The following is an 18,672-nucleotide window of genomic DNA, read 5'->3' as shown; positions in this document are numbered from 1 at the left end:
AACTGCCCCAACCCCACGGAGGCGTACCATGTTCGAACTCAAACCCATCCGCAGAGAAAGCATCCCGGCGGCGCTGGAAAAAGCCCGCCACTACCGCCTGCTCAACGAGCCGATGCAGGCCGAAAGCATCTGCCTGGACATCCTGGAAGTGGAACCCGGGCACCAGGACGCCCTCATCACGCTGCTGCTGGCCCTGACCGACCAGTTCGAACGGACGTTGAGCGAGCCGTTCCAGCGCGCCTGCGCCCTGCTGCCACGCCTGAAAGACCCCTACCACCGGGCCTACTACGACGGCCTCATCTGCGAGCGGCGGGCCAAGGCCCACCTCCGGCAGGGCACCCCCGGTGCCGGGCACCTGGCCTACGCGTGGTTCCGGCAGGCCATGGAACGCTACGAGGCAGCCGAACCGCTCAGCCCCGAAGGCAACGACGACGCCATCCTGCGGTGGAACACCTGCGCCCGCATCATCATGCGCCACCCGGAGGTCCGTCCCGAGCCCGAATACCCCCGCCCGGCAATGCTGGAATGAACACAACCGCCGTCGCGTGTCCGGGCGACCCGCGGCTCCGGACCGTTCGTGCCGCCCTCTCCCCGGGCTACTCACCGCGCAGGTCCGGAGGCGTGGCCGGCACTGCCTCCAGATCTCGGGGAGCAGGGGCGGGCTCGTCATCCGGAGGATCGAAGCAGCGGCGGCAGCGGGGTTCATAGGTTTCCTTGGCGCCGAGCAGCACCCGCCCCCCCTCACGGACGAGTCGCTGTGAATGATTGGCCGGTGCACCACAGACGACGCATACCGCATGCAATTTCGTCACGTACTCGGCCACGGCCATGAGCTGGGGAATCGGTTCGAAGGGCCGGCCGAGGTAGTCCTGATCCAGCCCGGCCACGATCACCCGCCGGCCGTCGCGGGCAAGCCGTTCGCACACCTCCACCAGCGTCAGGTCGAAGAACTGCGCCTCGTCGATGCCGACCACGTCTGCCCGCCCGGCAAACAGGAGGATCTGAGCCGCGGCGTCGACGGGGGTCGAGGGGATGGCGTTTTCGTCGTGGGAAACGACCGCATCGGCGGCAAAGCGGTTGTCGAGCGCCGGTTTGAAGATCTCGACGCGCTGCCGGGCGATCCGGGCCCGCCGCAGGCGCCGAATCAGTTCCTCGGTTTTTCCGCTGAACATCGACCCGCAGATCACCTCGATCCAGCCCGGCTTTTTGTCCCGGTGAAAGACGTGTGGTTCCACCATGCCTGCCTGTGCGTTGTGGGTTTGTAGGCGGGGAAAACAGGTCCTGAGGCGGCACCCGGAGGCTTCCTCAGATCTCCCCGAGGGTGCCGGCACGCAGCCAGCCGGTGACGCCGTTGGGCAGCCGCACGGCGATCCAGCCGCCGTCCTCGCCGGTGACGTCGACGACGAGCCCCTCGTGTACGGTGAGTGCGGCCTCCCCCGTTTCGCCGGGCCGGGTCCGCAACTCGACCTGCTCGACGACGACGACCGCCCTTCGCCCGCCCTCCTCGGCAACGGACGCGCCGAAGGCGGCAACCAGCCCGACGCCCCCCACGAGGGCCGCCAGCGTGAGCATCCGCCGGTGCCAGGCGTGCGGCCGCGCTCGCCAGATCCGCAGGCCGGCCAGGCCGAGAGCCGTCAGGTAGCCGGACAGCCCGACCAGAAAGAAGCCGCGGGCCCCGAGGGCGGCGACGGCCTTCTGCCACCACCCCCGCCAGAACGGTACCGGCACCTGCGAGAACTGATCGACGGCACGGCTGCGGGTGATGCGCAGGTTGTGGCTCACCTCCCGGCTTTCGGGCAGCAGCCGCCGGGCCTTCTCGTAATACCGGATAGCCTGGCCGAGTTCGTCGAGCCGATAATACGCATTGCCCAGGTTCAGGTAAAGCGCGCCGCTGGCGAAGCCGGTGGCCAGGGCACGCTCGTAGGCTTCGAGGGCACCGCGGTAGTCGCCTTCGGCGTACAGGCGGTTGCCCGCGTCGAAGTGCCGTACCGCCTCGGTCACCTGAGCCGGGGCGCGGGCAGCACCGAACAGCACGAGCGCGGCCATCATGAGAAGCACCCGCGGTCCCGGTCGTGTGGCCGGGGCGGGCGGCCGGTCGAGTTGCTCGTCGAGCAGGACAATGAGCCGTCCGGCCCGGTCGAGGGCTTCCTCCATCGCCGCACGATCGGAGGGAACGGGGGCGAAGCGGGCGTGGTCGCACGCATCGAGCAGGCGATGCAGGTCCTCCCGGCAGGCGGGTGCCACCCCGGCAGCGGCGAGGCGTTCGTCGAGCTGGGCGCGTGTCAGGCCCGCCTCGGCGACGTTCAAGCGGTTGCCGACGAAGCCGCGCACGGCCCGATCCAGCTCGGCATAGAAGGCGCGGGCTTCGGCCTCGTTGCCGCGGGTACACGCCTCGAGCAGGGCGGCGGCCTGTTTCAGATGGCGTCGGGCCACGGGATGGGCCCGGCGTCGGCGGGCATAGGCCACGTCGGTTGCCAGGCGGGTCACGTACCGCCGGTAGGCCGCCAGGCCGGCGAGCGCCAGCGCCGGCAACACGAGCAGCAGGTAGGGCCAGTGCTGGCGGTGCAGGGGCGTGCGGCCCGTCTTCACCCACCCGTCCGCCCGGACCAGCGGGCCGGCGATGTCGTCCACGGGCAGCCCGGCGGAGGTGGCCGTCGCCGGGGCGGCACGGGGCATTGTCCCCCGCACGTGGAGGGGATGCGGGGCCGAACGCAGCGTCCGATACTGCCCCTGCTCGGGATCGAAGAAGGCAAAGGTCACCGGCGGCAGTTCGAAGGTGCCGTTCGACCGCGGCACCAGCACATAGGTGAAGGTCTTCGTTCCGCGAATGTGACGACCGCTCCGGTCGATGGTGAGATCGACCTGTGGATCGTACACCTCAAAGACGCCCGGCGGATTGAAGACCGGCGGCGCCAGCGTCGCCAGGTTGCCGGTACCGGAAAGGGTGACGCGGAGCTGCACGGAGCCGCCGAGATCCACCTCGGCCCGGTCCACCGTGGTGCGCATCTCGAACTGCCCGACCGCCCCCCGGAAAGCGGGCGGGGCCCCGTCCGGCAGCGGCCGTGCCGTGATGACCAGCGGGGCCGAGGCCACCTCCACGGTTCGGAAACCGCGGGTTCGGCTGAAAAAGCGTTCGAAGGGATCACGCGAAGCCGAGGGCAGGATCGCCTCCGTCTCGATGCGCAGCGGGTCGATCCGCAGCTCCCCCGTGCGCGTGGGAAAGACGGCGGCCCGCTTGAGCACGATCATGTGGTAACGCAACCCGTTTTCGACGACCGAGCGCGGGATGGGCCGGGTGTCCACCTCGAACTCCTCCCGCCAGAACCCTTCGGCGTCCCACGAGTCGGCGAGCCGGCTCTGGCGAAGCTGGACGCCTTCGCGGAAGAAGAGCTGGTATTCGACGGTGACCTGCTCGTTCTGATAGGCCTGCTGCCGGCTGGGGATGACGCGGATGAACAGGTCCTCCGGCGCCGGTTCTTCGGCCGGCGGCTCGTCCGGGGGTGCGGCAAAGGGGTCGAGCAGGCGTGCGAACGGGTCGCGGCGTGGGCGGGCCGGACGCTGCGCCTGGGGCACGACCGTCACCGTGATGGCCTCGGTCTGGTAGACGGCATCGCCGATCTTGACGCGGGCCGGCAGGATCTGTGCCGTGCCCTCGCGCACCGGCTGATACGTCCACTGAAAGCTGATGCGCTGTTCCATCTGCCCGCCCACCAGGGAGATGCTGCGCGAGGTGCTCGGGAACTGCTGCACGAGCACGAGCCCGCGGGTCTCGGGCGGCTCCGGCGGCTCGACCCGCCCCAGCTGCCCGCCCTTCACTTCGACGGTGTAGACCAGCCGCTCCTCCGTCCCGATGGTCGTCTCACTGACGGAGGCGGAGACGACCGGCTGGGCCTGCGCTGCCACCCCGAGCACGATCCACAGGACCAGCACGGACCCGCACGAAAGGGCGCCGCACAGTCTTCTCATCGCTGTTCTCTTTCGCTTCGACATCCGTCTCCCGCTCACCAGTCTTTCTCAACCCGGCGCGGCGGGGTTTTCATCTGCTGCACCTGGCGCAAAAGCTGCGCTTCGTCGTTCTGGAGGGCCTGCAGGATGCGCTCCGCCTCTTCCCGGCTCAGCGCGTCCGGTGCGGGGGGACGTGGCTGGGGCTGGTCCTGTCCCTGCTGTTGCGGTCCCGGCTCCGGCTGCCCTTCCTGGTCCGGCTGTTCCTGCGGCGGCGGTTGCCGGCCCGTATCCTGTGGTGTTTCCTGATCCGGCTGCTGTTCCTGTGGCCGGTTCTGTTGCTGCCGGGATCGTTGCTGCTCGTCAAGGCGACGCCGGGCAAACTCGTAGTTGAATTTGGCGTCCTCGTCGTCGGGGTTCGCCAGGAGCGCCTGCCGGTAGCGGTCGACGGCGGCCTGCAGGTCCTCCCGTCGCATGGCGGCGTTGCCCGCATTGTAGGCGGCCCGTGCAAAGTCGGCGTCGGCCACGGCGGCGCCCATCGCGTTCCGGAAGGCTTCGGCAGCGGCTTCATAGTCTTCGCTCCGGTAGAGGGCCGCTCCCAGGTTGTTGAAGAGCCCGCTGCGGACGAATCCGGGGCCGCGTCCTTCGGAAGCAGCCAGCCCGTCCCGGTAGGCGGCGGCCGCCCCGGCATAGTCCTCTTGCCGGTACAGCGCATTGCCGCGCCGTCCCTGCCTCGACCCGTCGCCGCCCGGCGCGGGCGCCACGGCCTGCAAGACGACGAAGAACATGAGCGTTCGGATCCACATGGTCTGCACGCGATCAGTTGACGTTGCCGCCGGCGTCGGCGGCGAAAAGCGTTCCCGTATACGATCCGGGCCCCGGGCGGCGACGCCGGTCGCCGATCAGGTATTCGGCCACGAGCAGCAACAGCGCCAGCGCCAGCGGCCACTGGTACCGTTCCTCATACGCCTCAAACTGCTCCCGCCCGAACTCCGTCCTGTCCAGGTCTTCGAGCGCCGCCGCCAGCTTGCCGAGCGAGCTGGAGGTGCGGGCGATGCGGAAATAGGCGCCCTCCTCGGCCAGCGTCTTCAGGGTTTCCTCTTCGAGCCGTGTCGTGACGACGCGCCCTTCGCGGTCCTTCTTGTATTCGACGCGCCGCCCGGCACGGTAAAGCGGGATGACGGTGCCTTCCGTCTCGCCCACCCCGGCGGCGAAGACGACGATGCCGGCCCGCCGCAGCTCGTCGAGGAGGTCGTCGTGGAGAGGGGTATGGCTCTCCCCGTCGGAGACGACGAGCAGGGCACGGGTACGCGGGGCGTCGGGCGCGGCCGGGGTGTTCTCGAAGGCTTTCAGGGCGGTGCGCAACGCCGCGCCGAAGTCGGAGCCGGGAGTGGGAATGAGCGTGGGGTCGGCCACGTCGAGGAAAAGGCGCAGGGCGTTATAGTCGGTCGTCAGCGGGCACTGGATGAAGGCGTCTCCGGCGAAGAGGACCAGCCCCACCCGGTCGCCCCGTAGTGTGTCGAGCAGCTTCTTGATCTCGTTCTTGGCCCGGGCGAGCCGGTTCGGCGCCACGTCTTCGGCCCGCATCGAGAGGGAGACGTCGAGCGCGATGACCAGATCCACGCCTTCGCGCTTGACCTCGCGCAGCTGCGTCCCGAAACGGGGCCCGGACAGTGCCACCCCCAGCAAGAGCACGCCGAGGACGAGGAGGGCCGCCTTCCATCGCCGCCGGCGCGGGCTGACGACCACCGCCAGGCGCGCCACCAGCGCCGGATCACCCAGCCGCCGGAATCCCTCACGCCGGCGCCATGCCGCCCACAGGAACAGTCCCACGGCCACCGGCACCGCCAGCAGCGCCCAGAGGTATGACGGATGCAGCCAGTCCATGTCGGGTTAGACCTAAGAAGATTGCAAATGGCAGATTACAAATTGAACATTGTCAACTTTTTACAGCGTACGACACCTTTCCTCCCGCCTGCATCCATCGACACATCTCGCTCCCCCGTGATCACGGCAGGCGTCGGAGGCGGGTGTTGACCAGGAGCAGTTCGAGCAGCAGCAGCCCGAAGGCAGGCCACAAAAACGCCGCATACCGCTCCTCGTGGTCCACATAGACCCGTTCCTCGATCTTGGTCTTCTCCAGTTCACCGATCTCGCGGTAGATCGCACGGAGGGCCTCGTTGTCCGTGGCCCGGAAATATTTCCCGCCGGTCTTTTCGGCGAGGGCCTGGAGCATTTCCTCGTCGATCTCGACGGGGACCATGCGGCGCTGCGGGCCGGCGAACGGGTGATCGACGATGAAGGGGGCCTCGCCGCGGGCGCCGACCCCGATGGCGTAGATGCGCACCCCCATCGTGGCCGCCACCTCGGCGGCGGTCTCGGGGCTGATTTCGCCCCGGTTGTTCTGCCCGTCGGTCAGCAGGATGATGACCTTGCTCCGGGCCTCGGAGTCCTTCAGCCGGGCGACGGCCGTGGCCAGCGCCGTCCCGATGGCCGTACCGTCCTCGATGACCCCGATCTCCACCTCGCGCAGCATCGCGAGGAGAAAGTCATAGTCGAGCGTCAGCGGAGCCTGGGTGTAGGCCTTGGCAGCGAAGACGATGAGGCCGATGCGGTCGGAGACGCGTCCCCGGATGAACTCGGCGCCGACGTTGCGGGCGGCTTCGAAGCGGTTCGGGGTGAAGTCCTGGGCCCGCATGGAGGTGGAGGTGTCGAGCACCATCATGATGTCGACGCCCTCGGCGAAGCGCTCGCGCGTGACATTGCGCTCCTGTGGCCGGGCCAGGGCCAGGATGCCGAGCGCGAGCGTCGTCATGCGGAGCACGGCCGGCAGCGCCCGCAGGCGGCTCCAGTGCGAGGGGGGGACCCCCCGGGCCGCCGCCACGTTGCTGAACCGCAGCCCCGGCCGGTGACGGTCCCGCCACCACGTCCACGCCCCGACCACCGGTACGAGGACGAGCAGCCACAGCCATCCGGGTTCGGCAAATTCCATCGCGTTCTTGCCTCAAGCTTCTTTGCGCCCGTTTTGTACGCCGGAGGCCGGGGTCGTTTCCCGGCTTGCGGCCCGGACGGCCTGCACGAGCCGGGGCAGCACGGCGCCCGCCGCCCCTTCGACCACCTCGTCCACGTACCCGGCGATGGCGCTCGGTGTGAGGTTGACCTCGGCCACGTAGGCACCGTGCTCGCGGGCCAGCAGGGGAAGCCCCGCCGCCGGGTAGACCACCGCGCTCGTCCCGATGCTCAGGAACACCTCGGCACGCCGGGCCGCCGCCTCGGCCGCCTCGAAAGCCGCCACGGGCAAGTACTCACCGAACCAGACGACATCCGGGCGGATGAGCCCGCCGCAATCCGGGCACCGGGCCGGCACCCCCTCGGCCAGCGCATCCAGGTCTTCGGCCGTGGCGAGGCGCCGGCAGTCGATGCAATAGCTGCGGGTCAGGTTGCCGTGGAGTTCGACGACGCCACGGCTGCCGGCCCGCTGGTGCAGGCCGTCCACGTTCTGGGTGATCAGGGTGAAGTCCGGCACCATGCGTTCGAGGGCGGCCAGCGCCTCATGACCCGGGTTCGGCACGGCCTGCTCGACGAGGCGCCGGCGATGGGCATACCATCCCTGCACCAGCTCCGGGTTGCGCAGGAAAGCCCGCACATTCGCCAGTTCCTCCGGGCTGAACTTTTCCCAGATCCCGCCGGGATCCCGGAACGTGGCGATGCCACTCTCGGCGCTGATGCCCGCCCCGGTCAACACCGCCACACGGCGTGCCCGGGCCAGGCGCCGGACGAGTATGTCGGAAAACGGAGGGGTCAAGCGTGCGGAGTGCGGGTTGGGGGTTCTGGATGTCGGTCCGGGAGGAGGACGGCAGCCGGGGTTCTCGACGCGCTGTCAGGTGTCCACTTGTCCGGCTCGCAGGCCGAGGCCGAGCGTGGCGAGCGCCAGCAGACGCAGGCCGCCTTCGACGGCCGGAGGAGCTGCGACGGCTGCCGGTTCGCCGAGCAGGAGCAGGCCGAGCCCGCCGAGCTGGAGCAGGCCGAGCAGGCCTGCCGGCAGCCGTCCCGGCCGGATCATCAGCCCGGCCAGCCCGGCCACGGCCAGCACCACCTCGGCGCTGGCCAGCCCGGGGTGGGCCACCAGTTCGGGTGCCCACACGTACCCGCCGAGCAGCCATGCATACAACCCGGCCTGCACGGAGAGCGTTTCCAGCCAGGGGCGCCGGTCCGCCGGCACGAACGGCCGGATCGCCACGAAGACGGCGAGGGCCAGCATGAACGGCAACGCCGCGCCGGGGCCGCCGTAGCCCCACGCCAGCACGCCGCCGGCCACCGTCACCCCGGCCAGGAGGTACACGATGGGCCGCGTGACGCGGCCAGAGCGGCGGCGTTTCGAGGGGCCGTCGTGCCGGGCGCGCCCGTTCGTCGCCCCGGGTGGGGCACCGGAGGCGGGACCGGCCGGCGCCGGGGGCGCCTCCACACCGGCCTGGCCGTCCATGGCATGCGCCTGCTGCAGCTCTATCGCCTGCACCGTAGCCCGCGCACGCCGCAGGGCCTCCTTGCCCCGGGCCACCGGTGGCCGGGCATCGGCGAACTTGGCAAAGTCGGCCAGTTCGAGGATCTCACGGACCGCCTCCGGGAGTTCCGGCTTCAGGCGCCCCTGCCGGGCCACCCCGTGGAGATCGTGAACGAGCTCGCGGGTGGTGTGCTCCAGCGCCGCCACCCCCAGCCGGCGACTCAGATACCGGCGCAGCGTCTCGGAAAGATCCACGTAGAACGGTTTGATGGCCTCCGGCACCGAAAGGTCGATGCGTTCCAGATGCTGCAGGCGTTGCACGGCCTCTTCGAATGGCGAGAGCGGGGCAGGCGGCGGGGCCACCGGGACGGCCGCCGGCGACGGGCGCTGCCGCCGGGAATAGACCAGCAACCCGACCAGCATCAGCAATACACCACCCAGCAGCATCCAGGGCCAGAGCGGCCGGGGAAAATCGACCAGGGGTGCCAGATCACGGATGTCGGCGGCGTCGGGCGGCACCAGCGAGGTCACGAACACCTGGAGGGGTTCGGAAAACACCGTCGCCGTGTCGCCCTCGGCCGCCAGCTCCACCGGAATCGGCGGGACGAACGCCGTGTCCAGCGCGAAGGTGGTCACCTCGTAGACGACGCTGTCCCGCATCATGCCGGCGGCCAGGGCGCGCCGGGCACGGCTCACCTGCCGGATCAGCTCCAGGTCGCCGAGGCGCACCTTGCCGGTGACCGAATCGACTTCGGCCGGCGCCTCGTCGGGCAGGCGCGGTCGCTCCACGGCGGCGTGGTCGATGAGGAGGGTGAGGTAAAACCGCTCCCCGACGGTCACGCTGTCCGCAGAGGCCACCGCCGCGACGCGCTGCGCCTGCGCCGGCAGCCCCGCCAGGCCTCCGCATAGCAACAACCCGGCTCCCAGGCGCACGATGCCTTCGAAAAAGAAACCTCGCATCATCGACCCTTGCGGTTGCGATGGCGGAAGAAGCGAATCAGCGGCTCGACGTAGCCTTCATCGGTGCGGATCGGCACGTGATCGACGTGCAGCCGGCGCAACAGGCCGGCCGTGCGCTGCCGGCGGGCATAGGCCTGCTCGGCGAAGACGCGGCGGGCCGAGCGGCTCCACGTGTCCAGCAGGACCGTCTCACCCGTCTCCGGGTCCGTCAGTTCCACCAGCCCGACGGCCGGCAACTCCTCTTCCCGGGGATCCTGCAGGTGAATCGCGACGGTGTCGTGCCGGCGGGCCAGCGCCCGCAGGGCCGGCTCGAAACCGTCGTCGAAAAAGTCGCTGACGATCAGCACAATGGAACGCCGCCGCAGCACATGCAGCGCATGCTGCAACGCCACGGACAGGTTCGTCCCCGTCGACTGGGGCGTGTGCGCAAACAGGTCGCGGATGAGCCGGAGCACGTGCCGCCGTCCCTTCTTCGGCGGGACGAACCGCTCCACCCGGTCCGTGAAAAGCAACAACCCCACCTTGTCGTTGTTCTGGATGGCACTGAAGGCCGCCACCGCGCAAATCTCGGCCGCCACCTCCCGCTTGAACTTCTCCTTCGAGCCGAAATCCTCCGAACCCGACACGTCTACCAGCAGCATCAACGTCTGCTCCCGTTCCTCCTCGAAGATTTTGACATAGGTCTCCCCGCTGCGGGCCGAAACGTTCCAGTCGATGGTGCGGATGTCATCCCCGATCTGATAGGGGCGGACTTCGGAAAACTCGATTCCCTGTCCTTTGAAGGCGGAATGGTATTCCCCGCCAAAGATGTCGTGGACGAGCCCGCGCGTGCGGATCTCGATCTGGCGAATCTTTTTGAAAAGCTCTCTGGGGATCATCGGCACGGTGGCATATCCGGACGGGAAACCTATAACGACCCAGCGCCCGACATGTTGTGCCTTTTTCTGCACCGGCCGCTACAGCCTGTGCCCAACCGGCCGAAACAGGAAGAAAGTTCCGCCGGCAGACCCTTGACTTTACAAACGTATACGCTCTTCTTATGTACACCGGCCCTCCCGCTCCAGCCCCCCACCCGGCCATGGAAAACGATGCCCTGCAAAATCAGGATTCCGGGATGCTCGACTGGCTCCTGGATCACGTTGCCCTGATGGTGGTGGCGCTGGCGGCCGTCGCCGCCGGGAGCGTGGCGCTGGGCAGCAGCATGGTCGCCTTCGGGGTGCTGAGCTGGGCCGATGCCAGCGAGATAGCCCTCTATACGGGGCTGGCCCTCGGCGCCGTGATCGTCCTCTACCGCGTCTGCCGGTGCATCCGGGAGGCCTGTCACGGCGACATCCGGCACGTGGACGACTGAACGCCCTCGCCGGTGTTTTTCAACGACGCTGCGCGTATCTTGGGAGCCGCGCAGCGTTTTTTCATGCCGACCGCCCCCACCCCTTCCTCATGAAGCTTGACCTCACCGGACAGCACATCCTGGTCACCGGTGCCAGCCGGGGCATCGGGCGGGCGCTGGCAAGGGCGCTGGCCGGTGCCGGGGCCCAGGTGGCGCTCCACTGCCACCGTCACCGGGACGAGGCCGAGACCCTGGCCGCCGAACTCGGTCGGGGCGCCCGCGTCTTCCCCGCCGACCTGGCCGACCTCGACGCCTGCGAACGTCTCTTCGACGACGTCGTGGCCGCTTACGGGCGCCTCCACACGCTCGTCAACAATGCCGGCATCGCCCTGGAGACGCCGCTCGACGCCCCGACGGCCGACTGGGCCGCCGCCTGGCACCGCACGATGGCGATCAACCTCCGGGCCGCCGAACTGCTGTGCCGCCGGGCGCTGCAACATTTCCGGACGCACGGCGGCGGGCGGATCATCAACGTCGCCTCCCGCGCCGCCTTCCGGGGAGACACCCCCGAATACATGACCTACGCGGCCTCGAAAGGCGGGCTGGTGGCCCTGACCCGCTCCATCGCCCGCGGGTTCGGCAAAGACAACGTCTGTGCCTTTACCCTGGCCCCCGGCTTCGTCCGCACCGACATGGCCCGCGACTTCATCGACACCTACGGCGAGCGCCATGTCCTGGCCGACCTGGCGCTCGACCGCCTGACGGAGCCGGAGGACCTGGCGCCCTTCGTCGTGCTCCTGGCCAGCGGCCTGGCCGACCACGCCACCGGATGCACCATCGACATCAACGCCGGCAGCTACGTCCACTGATGAACCCCGGCATCTTCCTCGGCCTGACGAACGTTCTCTGTGCCCTGCTGGGTATCGGTCTGTCCCTCCCCTTGCTCCGGGGCCGGGTAAAACCGAACCGGCTCTACGGAGTCCGCTTCAGGAAAGCCTTCGAATCCGAGGCGCTGTGGTACGACATCAACCGCTACGGAGCCCGGCGCATGATCTTCTGGTCGACGGTTCTGCTCCTGATCGGGCTGGCGGCGTTTTTCGTTCCCCTGGAGGAGGAAGCCAGCCTGCCGGTATGGTTGTTCGCCCTCGCCCCGCTCCTCTACCTGGTCCCGTGCCTCGAAACGTACCGGTACGCACGCGGGCTGTAGCCCCCCGACGCCATGAGCGACGACGCCCTCGACCGCCTGCGCGCGGCCTTTCGTGCGAACGACCTGACCCTGTACCTGGGCGCAGGCGTCTCGGTCGCCAGCGGCCTGCCCACCTGGGAGCGCCTCGTGCTGGCGATGTATTTCACCGCCATCAGCAGGGTCCACCTGCCCGGCTGGCGTCCCTTTCCGAACTACCTCTTCGCCATCGCCGAGTGGCAACTGGCCCACCGCGAGGAGCCGCTCGAAATCACGGCCCGCAAGATCCGGCTGCACTACGACAACCAGGACGACTTCCTGGCCGACCTTCGAGCCACCCTCTATGCCGGCTTCGGCGATGACCCGGCCTACCTGGCCCTCGACCCCCGGGAGCTCCGGTCCGGCAACACCACCCTCGACGCCGTGGCCCGGCTCTGCGAGGCAGGCCTTGCAGCCGGGGCCGGAGGCGTCCGGGCTGTGGTCACCTACAACTACGACTGCCTGCTGGAGGTAGCCCTGAACGGCCGGGACGTGCAGCCGCTCTGGCGCCCGGCGCCCCTCCGGCCCGGCACGCTGCCCATCTACCACGTCCACGGCTACGTGCCCCCTTCGGGCGAGGGCTCAACCGCCAGCCAGATCGTCTTCACCGAGGACCAGTACCATCTGGCCGCACAGGACGCCTACTCCTGGTCGAACCTGGTGCAACTCCATAGCATGTCCGGCACGGTCGGGCTCATGATCGGGCTCTCCCTCTCGGACCGTAACATGCGGCGGCTGCTCGACGCGCTCACGCGCACCGCCCTGCCCTGCGAGCAATACGCCCTGCTGCAGATGCCCCCGCCACGCCAGCCCTCCGAAGCCGACCTGCGCGCCATCCACGAACGCGCCATCACCTACATGGAGCGCTTCGAGCGAAGCGGCATCAAGGGCGTGGCCCGGAAGGGACCGAGCTGGCAAGAACAGATCCGGGGCATCCTGGAGGCCGTCGAGCAGGTGGGCGTCGAGCAGAACACGAAGGTGCTGAAAGAGCTCGGCGTCACGCCGATCTGGTACAAGGATCACGCGGAAATCCCCGGCCTCCTGGCCCATCTCTCCGGCTGAAATCCGCCGGCCTCACGGAAACGCAGGCCCCGCGAGACGCACCGGCCGGGATACTTTCCCCGGAATCCTTTGCCCCGATCAGGAGTCGGATCGGGATCCGGGCAAGACGCAGGGTGCTTCGAGAACGCCGCGTGGCACCCGGGCATCCGAAAACCGGGTGCGGCGGCGCTTCCGGGGCTCCGACGACGGACCGCCCCCCGGTCACATCCTTTCTGCCCCCTATGGCTCCTGTGCTAGGCTGGGACGCCTGGATCACGCTGGGCATCCTCCTGCTCATGTTCGTGGCGTTGCTCAAAGAGCTGGCTCGCCCGGAGCTGATCCTGCCGGGGTGCCTGGGCCTGCTCCTGCTCTTCGGCGTGCTCACGCCGGAAGAAGCCTTCGCCGGGTTCGCCAACAAAGCGGTCCTGGCCGTGGGTGCCCTCTTCGTCATCGCCGCCGGGCTGCAACACACGGGGGCGCTTCAGATGGCCGACCGGCTGGTTTTTCCCCGTTCCACACGGCGCCTGTCCCTCGTTACGGCACGTCTCATGCTGACAACCGCCGCAATGTCAGCCTTTCTCAACAACACCCCCATCGTGGCCATGCTCATCCCGCGCGTGCGGGCCTGGTGCGAGAAAACGGGCGTGCCCGTCTCGAAACTGATGATCCCCCTCTCGTTCGGCACCATCGTGGGCGGCATGACGACCCTCATCGGCACCTCGACGAACCTGCTGGTGGCCGGGCTCATGGAGGCCTCCGGCCATGGCAGCCTGGGCCTCTTCGATCTGGCCGGCGTCGGCATTCCCGTGGCCCTGGGCGTGATCCTGTACTTCGCCCTCATCGGGCACCGTTTCCTTCCCGACCGCAGCAAGGCCCGTCCCCGGGTTGAAGAAGGCCTGCGGCAATGTATGTTCGAGTTGCGCGTGGCTCCCGGCTCCCCGCTGGCCGGGCTGTCCGTCGAAGAAGCCGGGCTTCGCTCCCTCGAAGACGCCTACCTGGTCCACCTGCGCCGCGGAGAAGACATCATCCCGTCTTCGCCCCAGACCCTCCTTCGTGAGGGCGACGTGCTCTCGTTTCTGGGTAGCGCCCTGGTGCTGGACCGGCTGCTGGAGCGGCCGGGGCTGTCGCGGGTTCAGCAGGAGGTGGCCCCCACGTCCCACACCACCCTGCCGCTCTACGAAGCCGTCGTAGCGCCCACCTCCAGCCTCGTCGGCAAAAGCCTGCGGGAGGTGGGGTTTCGGGAAAAGTATCAGGGTATCGTGCTGGGCATCTATCGTCATGCGACGACGATCGAGGGGCCGCTGAGCCGCGTCCCCCTCGAAGCCGGAGACCTGCTGCTGATCGAAGCCCGCAACGGCTTCGACCAGCGATGGAACCGGCAACGGGACGAGTTCTACCTGGTGGCGCCCCGGCGTCCCGAAAGGGTGAAACTGCAGACCGGGAAGGCCCCGCTGGCCCTCCTCATCCTGGCCGGCGTCATCCTCTTCGCCGCCCTGGACGTGGCCGACATCGTAACGACGGCATTCCTCGGCGCCCTGGCCATGATCGTGACCGGCTGCCTGCGCCTTCAGGACGCCCGCCGGGCCGTCGACTTCCCGGTCCTGCTCGTCATCGCCGCCGCACTGGGTATCGGGATGGCCGTCGACCGCACCGGCCTGGCCGCCGCGGCGGCCCACCTCATGATCGACAAGGCTTCCGTCTTCGGGACGATAGGGGTCGTGGCGGCGCTCTTCGTGGCAACGAGCCTGGTCACCGAAGTGATCACGAACAACGCCGCCGCCGCCCTCACCCTGGGCATCGGCCTGGCGGCCTCCCAGGAGCTCGGCGTCCCGCCGGAGGCGTTCGCCGTGGCCGTGGCCGTGGCCGCCTCGGCCAGCTTCCTGACGCCCATCGGCTACCAGACCAACCTGATGGTCTGGTCCGCGGGCGGCTACCACTTCACCGACTTCATCAAGTCGGGCCTGATCGTCAACCTGCTCGTCACGATCATCGCGATCACGATGATCGGGCTGCTCTGGCTCTAGCCCGTTCGAGGCAACTTTGGAATCGATTCCAAACCTGATCTGGAATCGGTTCCAAACTCCGTCGTTGCCTTTCCACGGTGTCTTCACCGCGTTATCATACCGTTAGCACACACCCACCCGCACCGGCCTATTCCCTTGTTTCGAAACCGGTTATGCGGCCACCTTCCCGGTTTCGTGATAAACATCCTTTCCCTTTTCACCACCCTGTCAGGCTTACCATGAAGCGTAGCGTACGACGGCAATCTTTTCTCTCCCTGGACCCGGCACCCGGCGACCGGCTGGGCCGGGCCGGCCTGTTCTTCCTCCTGTTGATGCTGGTGCCGGGGCTGGCCTGGGCCCAGCGGTTCGAGGTGCGCGGCACCGTGCTTTCAGCGGCCGACGGCTCCCCCCTGCCGGGGGTGAACATCGTCGAGGTGGGCACGCAGACCGGCACCGCCACCGACACCGACGGCCACTTTCGCCTGATCGTCTCCAACCCGAACGCCACGCTGGCCGTCTCCTTCGTCGGCTTCCTCACCCAGACCGTCCCCGTCAACGGGCAGCCGGAGCTGACGATCCGGCTCCAGGAGGACGTGGCGGCCCTCGAAGAGGTGGTCGTTACGGCTTTCGGGATCGAGCGGCAAGAGCGCGCCGTCGGCTTCTCGGTCGGCGAGATCAACGGGGAGGACCTGCGCCAGGCCCGGGAGAACAACGTGGCGCTTTCGCTCTCGGGTAAGGTGGCAGGCGTGGTCGTGAGCAAGCCCGCCTCCGGACCGGCCGGATCGAGCCGCGTCATCATCCGGGGGAACACGTCGCTCGAGGGCAACAACCAGCCGCTCTACGTGGTCGACGGCGTCCCGATCGACAACAGCAACCTGGGCAGCGCCGGCATGTGGGGAGGCCAGGACCTGGGCGACGGCATCTCCAGCCTCAACCCGGACGACATCGAGTCCATCTCGGTGCTCAAGGGCCCGGCGGCAGCCGCCCTCTACGGTACCCGCGCCCAGAACGGCGTCATCCTGATCACCACGAAAACCGGGCGTGCGACGGGCCTGGGCGGCATCGGCGTCGAATACAACGCCAACGTGACGTTCGAAGACGTGCTCGTCCGCTACGACTTCCAGGACGAATACGGGCAGGGCACGCGAGGACAGAAGCCGGAGACGCAAGACGAGGCCCTCAGCCAGGCCTTCAGCGCCTGGGGCGCCCGCCTGGACGGCTCCCCGGTCGTCCAGTTCGACGGCGTGGCCCGTCCCTACGCGTCCGTCGGCAACAACATGGACCGCTTCTACCGGTCCGCCCTTACCAACACGAACACCCTCTCGCTCAACGGCAGCATCCAGAACGTGGCGGTACGGGCCTCCTTCTCGCGCCTGCACAGCGAGAGCATCGTCCCCAACTCCGGCCTGGAGCGGTACACCTTCTCCCTGCGCGGCACCTCCGACTTCGGCAGCCGCATTTCGGCGGACGTGAAGGTCAACTACGTGCGGGACATCACCAACAACCGGAGCGAGCTCAGCGACGCCCCGCGCAATGCCAACTGGACGGTGGCCTTTCTCCCGCCGAACGTCAACGTCGAGACGATGAAGCCCGGCTACTGCGTGGGCGACCCGGATCCGAGCAAGCCCATCTGCCCGCAGGGCACCGACGAGAACGCCGAGTTCCGCATCAGCGAGAGCGTCTTCCAGCAGAACCCCTACTGGTCCGCCCTCGAGTTCACCGCCGATGACACGCGGGATCGCCTCATCGGCCACGCCCAGCTCAGCTACAAGCTGCTGGACTGGCTCTCCGTGCAAGGCCGCGTCGGGCAGGACTGGTACAAGACGCGCCGCACGCGGGTGCAGCCCTTCGGCACCGCCTTCATCCCCCGCGGCTCCATCGACGAGGTCGATTGGACGGTCCAGGAACGAAACTACGACTTCCTCTTCATGGCCGACCGGCCCCTGACGCAGGACATCCGCCTCAATGCCTCCTTCGGCGGGAACAAGCTGCAACGGGAGTTCGAGCAACTCAGCCTCAACGGCAGCGACTTCAGCATCCCCGGCCTCGAGACGATCTCGAACGCCGCGCAGACCAGCAACGGCTTCGGCGTCTCGAAGAAAGAGATCAACTCCCTCTACGGTTCGGCCGAGTTTTCCTACCGGAACTACCTTTTCCTGACCGTCACGGGCCGGAACGACTGGTCCTCGACGCTGCCGGTGAACAACAACTCGTACTTCTACCCCTCCTTCAGCGGCAGCTTCGTCTTCTCGGACGCCCTTTCGATGCCGTCCTGGCTCACCTACGGGAAAGTGCGCGGCAGCTGGGCCCAGGTCGGCGGCGACACCGATCCCTACCGCCTCAGCCTGACCTATGCCCTGGCCAACTTCACCCACCAGGGCCAGCCCGTCGGGCGGATCGCGCAGACGTCGATCCCGCTGGCCGACCTCAAGCCCTCGTCCCATACCGGCTGGGAGGTCGGCTTTGAAACCCGGCTCTTCGACAACCGGATCGGGCTGGACTTCACCTACTACAGCTCCGAGACGAGCGACCAGATCCTCAGCACGACGGTGCCCGTCACCACCGGCTACAACGCGAAGATCATCAATGCCGGAGCCATCGAGAACCGGGGCGTCGAGCTGCTGCTGAACCTGACGCCGGTACGCACTCCCGCCCTGCGCTGGGACCTCGACGTCAACTTCGCCCGCAACGTCAGCAAGGTGACCGAGCTGCTCGGCGACCCGGCCTGCGCCGAGCCGTTCCCGCCCGAGGACGTGGACTGCACCCAGTTCCTCGGCTCGTTCGACCTGGGCGGGCGTTCGCGCATCGCCAGCGGCAGCACCATGGGCATCTTTGCCGAGGTGGGGCGGCCCTACGGCATCATCAAAGGCTTCAAGTATGCCCGCGATGCCAACGGCAACATCATCCTCGACGACGCCGGCCTGCCCGTGCAGGGTGCCTTCGAAGAGCTGGGCAACGGCAACCCCGACTGGACAGCCGGCATCACCAACACGTTCCGCTACAAGAACCTGACGGTGAGCGCCCTGATCGACATCAGCGTCGGCGGAGAGATTTTCTCCGGGACGAACGCGCAGGCCTATGCCGCCGGCCTGCACAAAAACACGCTCGAAGGCCGGGCCGAGTGTGACGCCGCCGGCTACGCCGCACCGTGCTGGACGGCCCCGGGAGTCGTCTTCCCGAACGGCATCCCCTTCGAAAGCGGCGACAAGGGACGCGACGGCCTCGGCCCCGGCGACCCGGGTTATCCCGGCCCGGACGAAGGCGAAGGCAACGGCCGCACCCGCGAGGTCTTCGAAGCCGGTACCCCGAACACCACCAAGGTCTATCCCGAAGACTACTACGGGCGCATCGTCAGCCAGATCGCCGAGGAGTTCGTCTACGATGCCTCCTACGTCAAGCTGCGCCAGCTTCAGGTGAGCTATCGCCTGCCCACGCGCTGGATCGCCCGTACCCCGATCCGCATGGCGACCGTCTCGCTGGTGGGCCGCAACCTGCTCATCCTGCACAAGAACATCCCCAACGTCGACCCCGAGTCGAACCTGAACGTCGGGAATGCACAGGGTACCGAGCTGGCCGGCGTCCCGCAGGTCCGGAGCATCGGCTTCAACGTGAACCTGCGGTTCTGATCCGCCTGCCGCTCAGACAGCCCTATGTTGAAAAGAAAAAGGATCTT

Annotated in this window: 15 protein-coding genes; 7 read left to right on the top strand and 8 right to left on the bottom strand. The window is 68.2% G+C overall.

Going from position 1 to position 18,672, the window contains the following annotated elements:
* Positions 1–28 precede the first annotated feature (28 nt).
* Entirely contained in the window at positions 29–529 is a 501-nt protein-coding gene (locus GQ464_RS14055) for a hypothetical protein (protein ID WP_166974292.1), read from the top strand.
* 67 nt (positions 530–596) lie between these two features.
* Here GQ464_RS14055 and GQ464_RS14050 read toward each other — a convergent pair whose 3' ends face one another.
* The 8 genes from GQ464_RS14050 to GQ464_RS14015 all read right to left on the bottom strand — a co-directional run bounded on the left by GQ464_RS14050 (position 597) and on the right by GQ464_RS14015 (position 10,281).
* Complete coding sequence (locus tag GQ464_RS14050) at positions 597–1,238, bottom strand: thymidine kinase (protein ID WP_166974295.1); 642 nt, start codon at positions 1,236–1,238, stop codon at positions 597–599.
* Between the two features lie 67 nt (positions 1,239–1,305).
* Positions 1,306–3,966 carry a BatD family protein gene (locus GQ464_RS14045; protein WP_166974298.1) on the bottom strand — a complete coding sequence of 887 codons (2,661 nt, stop codon included), beginning with the start codon at positions 3,964–3,966 and terminating at the stop codon, positions 1,306–1,308.
* 35 nt (positions 3,967–4,001) lie between these two features.
* Entirely contained in the window at positions 4,002–4,748 is a 747-nt protein-coding gene (locus tag GQ464_RS14040; RefSeq protein WP_166974301.1) for a hypothetical protein, read from the bottom strand.
* Between the two features lie 13 nt (positions 4,749–4,761).
* A complete protein-coding gene (locus GQ464_RS14035; RefSeq protein ID WP_166974304.1) occupies positions 4,762–5,829 on the bottom strand; it encodes a vWA domain-containing protein in 1,068 nt (355 codons plus the stop codon).
* Between the two features lie 121 nt (positions 5,830–5,950).
* A complete protein-coding gene (locus GQ464_RS14030; protein WP_166974307.1) occupies positions 5,951–6,934 on the bottom strand; it encodes a vWA domain-containing protein in 984 nt (327 codons plus the stop codon).
* Positions 6,935–6,946: 12 nt separating this feature from the next.
* Entirely contained in the window at positions 6,947–7,747 is an 801-nt protein-coding gene (locus tag GQ464_RS14025) for an SIR2 family NAD-dependent protein deacylase (RefSeq protein ID WP_228350309.1), read from the bottom strand.
* A 75-nt stretch (positions 7,748–7,822) separates the two neighbouring features.
* Complete coding sequence (locus GQ464_RS14020) at positions 7,823–9,406, bottom strand: UbiA prenyltransferase family protein (RefSeq protein WP_166974310.1); 1,584 nt, start codon at positions 9,404–9,406, stop codon at positions 7,823–7,825.
* Positions 9,403–10,281, bottom strand: coding sequence for a DUF58 domain-containing protein (locus tag GQ464_RS14015; protein WP_166974313.1), 879 nt, complete (start codon positions 10,279–10,281; stop codon positions 9,403–9,405). The genes GQ464_RS14020 and GQ464_RS14015 overlap by 4 nt, the downstream gene beginning before the upstream one ends.
* Before the next feature lie 200 nt (positions 10,282–10,481).
* On the opposite strand from GQ464_RS14015, the gene GQ464_RS14010 reads away from it, so the two are divergent.
* From GQ464_RS14010 to GQ464_RS13985, 6 genes are all read left to right on the top strand, one after another.
* The gene (locus tag GQ464_RS14010) at positions 10,482–10,754 is read left to right on the top strand and encodes a hypothetical protein (RefSeq protein WP_166974316.1); all 273 of its coding nucleotides are present in this window, start codon (positions 10,482–10,484) and stop codon (positions 10,752–10,754) included.
* An 89-nt stretch (positions 10,755–10,843) separates the two neighbouring features.
* Positions 10,844–11,602: an SDR family NAD(P)-dependent oxidoreductase gene (locus tag GQ464_RS14005; protein WP_166974318.1), complete on the top strand. Its 759-nt coding sequence runs from the start codon at positions 10,844–10,846 to the stop codon at positions 11,600–11,602.
* The gene (locus tag GQ464_RS14000) at positions 11,602–11,940 is read left to right on the top strand and encodes an SdpI family protein (RefSeq protein WP_166974320.1); all 339 of its coding nucleotides are present in this window, start codon (positions 11,602–11,604) and stop codon (positions 11,938–11,940) included. The genes GQ464_RS14005 and GQ464_RS14000 overlap by 1 nt, the downstream gene beginning before the upstream one ends.
* A gap of 12 nt (positions 11,941–11,952) precedes the next feature.
* Entirely contained in the window at positions 11,953–13,017 is a 1,065-nt protein-coding gene (locus GQ464_RS13995) for an SIR2 family protein (RefSeq protein WP_166974323.1), read from the top strand.
* 221 nt (positions 13,018–13,238) lie between these two features.
* Positions 13,239–15,020, top strand: coding sequence for an SLC13 family permease (locus GQ464_RS13990; protein WP_166974326.1), 1,782 nt, complete (start codon positions 13,239–13,241; stop codon positions 15,018–15,020).
* 218 nt (positions 15,021–15,238) lie between these two features.
* Positions 15,239–18,625 carry a SusC/RagA family TonB-linked outer membrane protein gene (locus GQ464_RS13985; RefSeq protein ID WP_166974329.1) on the top strand — a complete coding sequence of 1,129 codons (3,387 nt, stop codon included), beginning with the start codon at positions 15,239–15,241 and terminating at the stop codon, positions 18,623–18,625.
* The last annotated feature ends 47 nt before the right edge of the window (positions 18,626–18,672 follow it).

The sequence above is a fragment of the Rhodocaloribacter litoris genome (genome assembly GCF_011682235.2).
GTDB classification, from domain to species: Bacteria; Bacteroidota; Rhodothermia; order Rhodothermales; family ISCAR-4553; genus Rhodocaloribacter; species Rhodocaloribacter litoris.
Note: the sequence above shows the minus strand (reverse complement) of the source record. Positions and strands in the feature narration are given on the sequence as shown.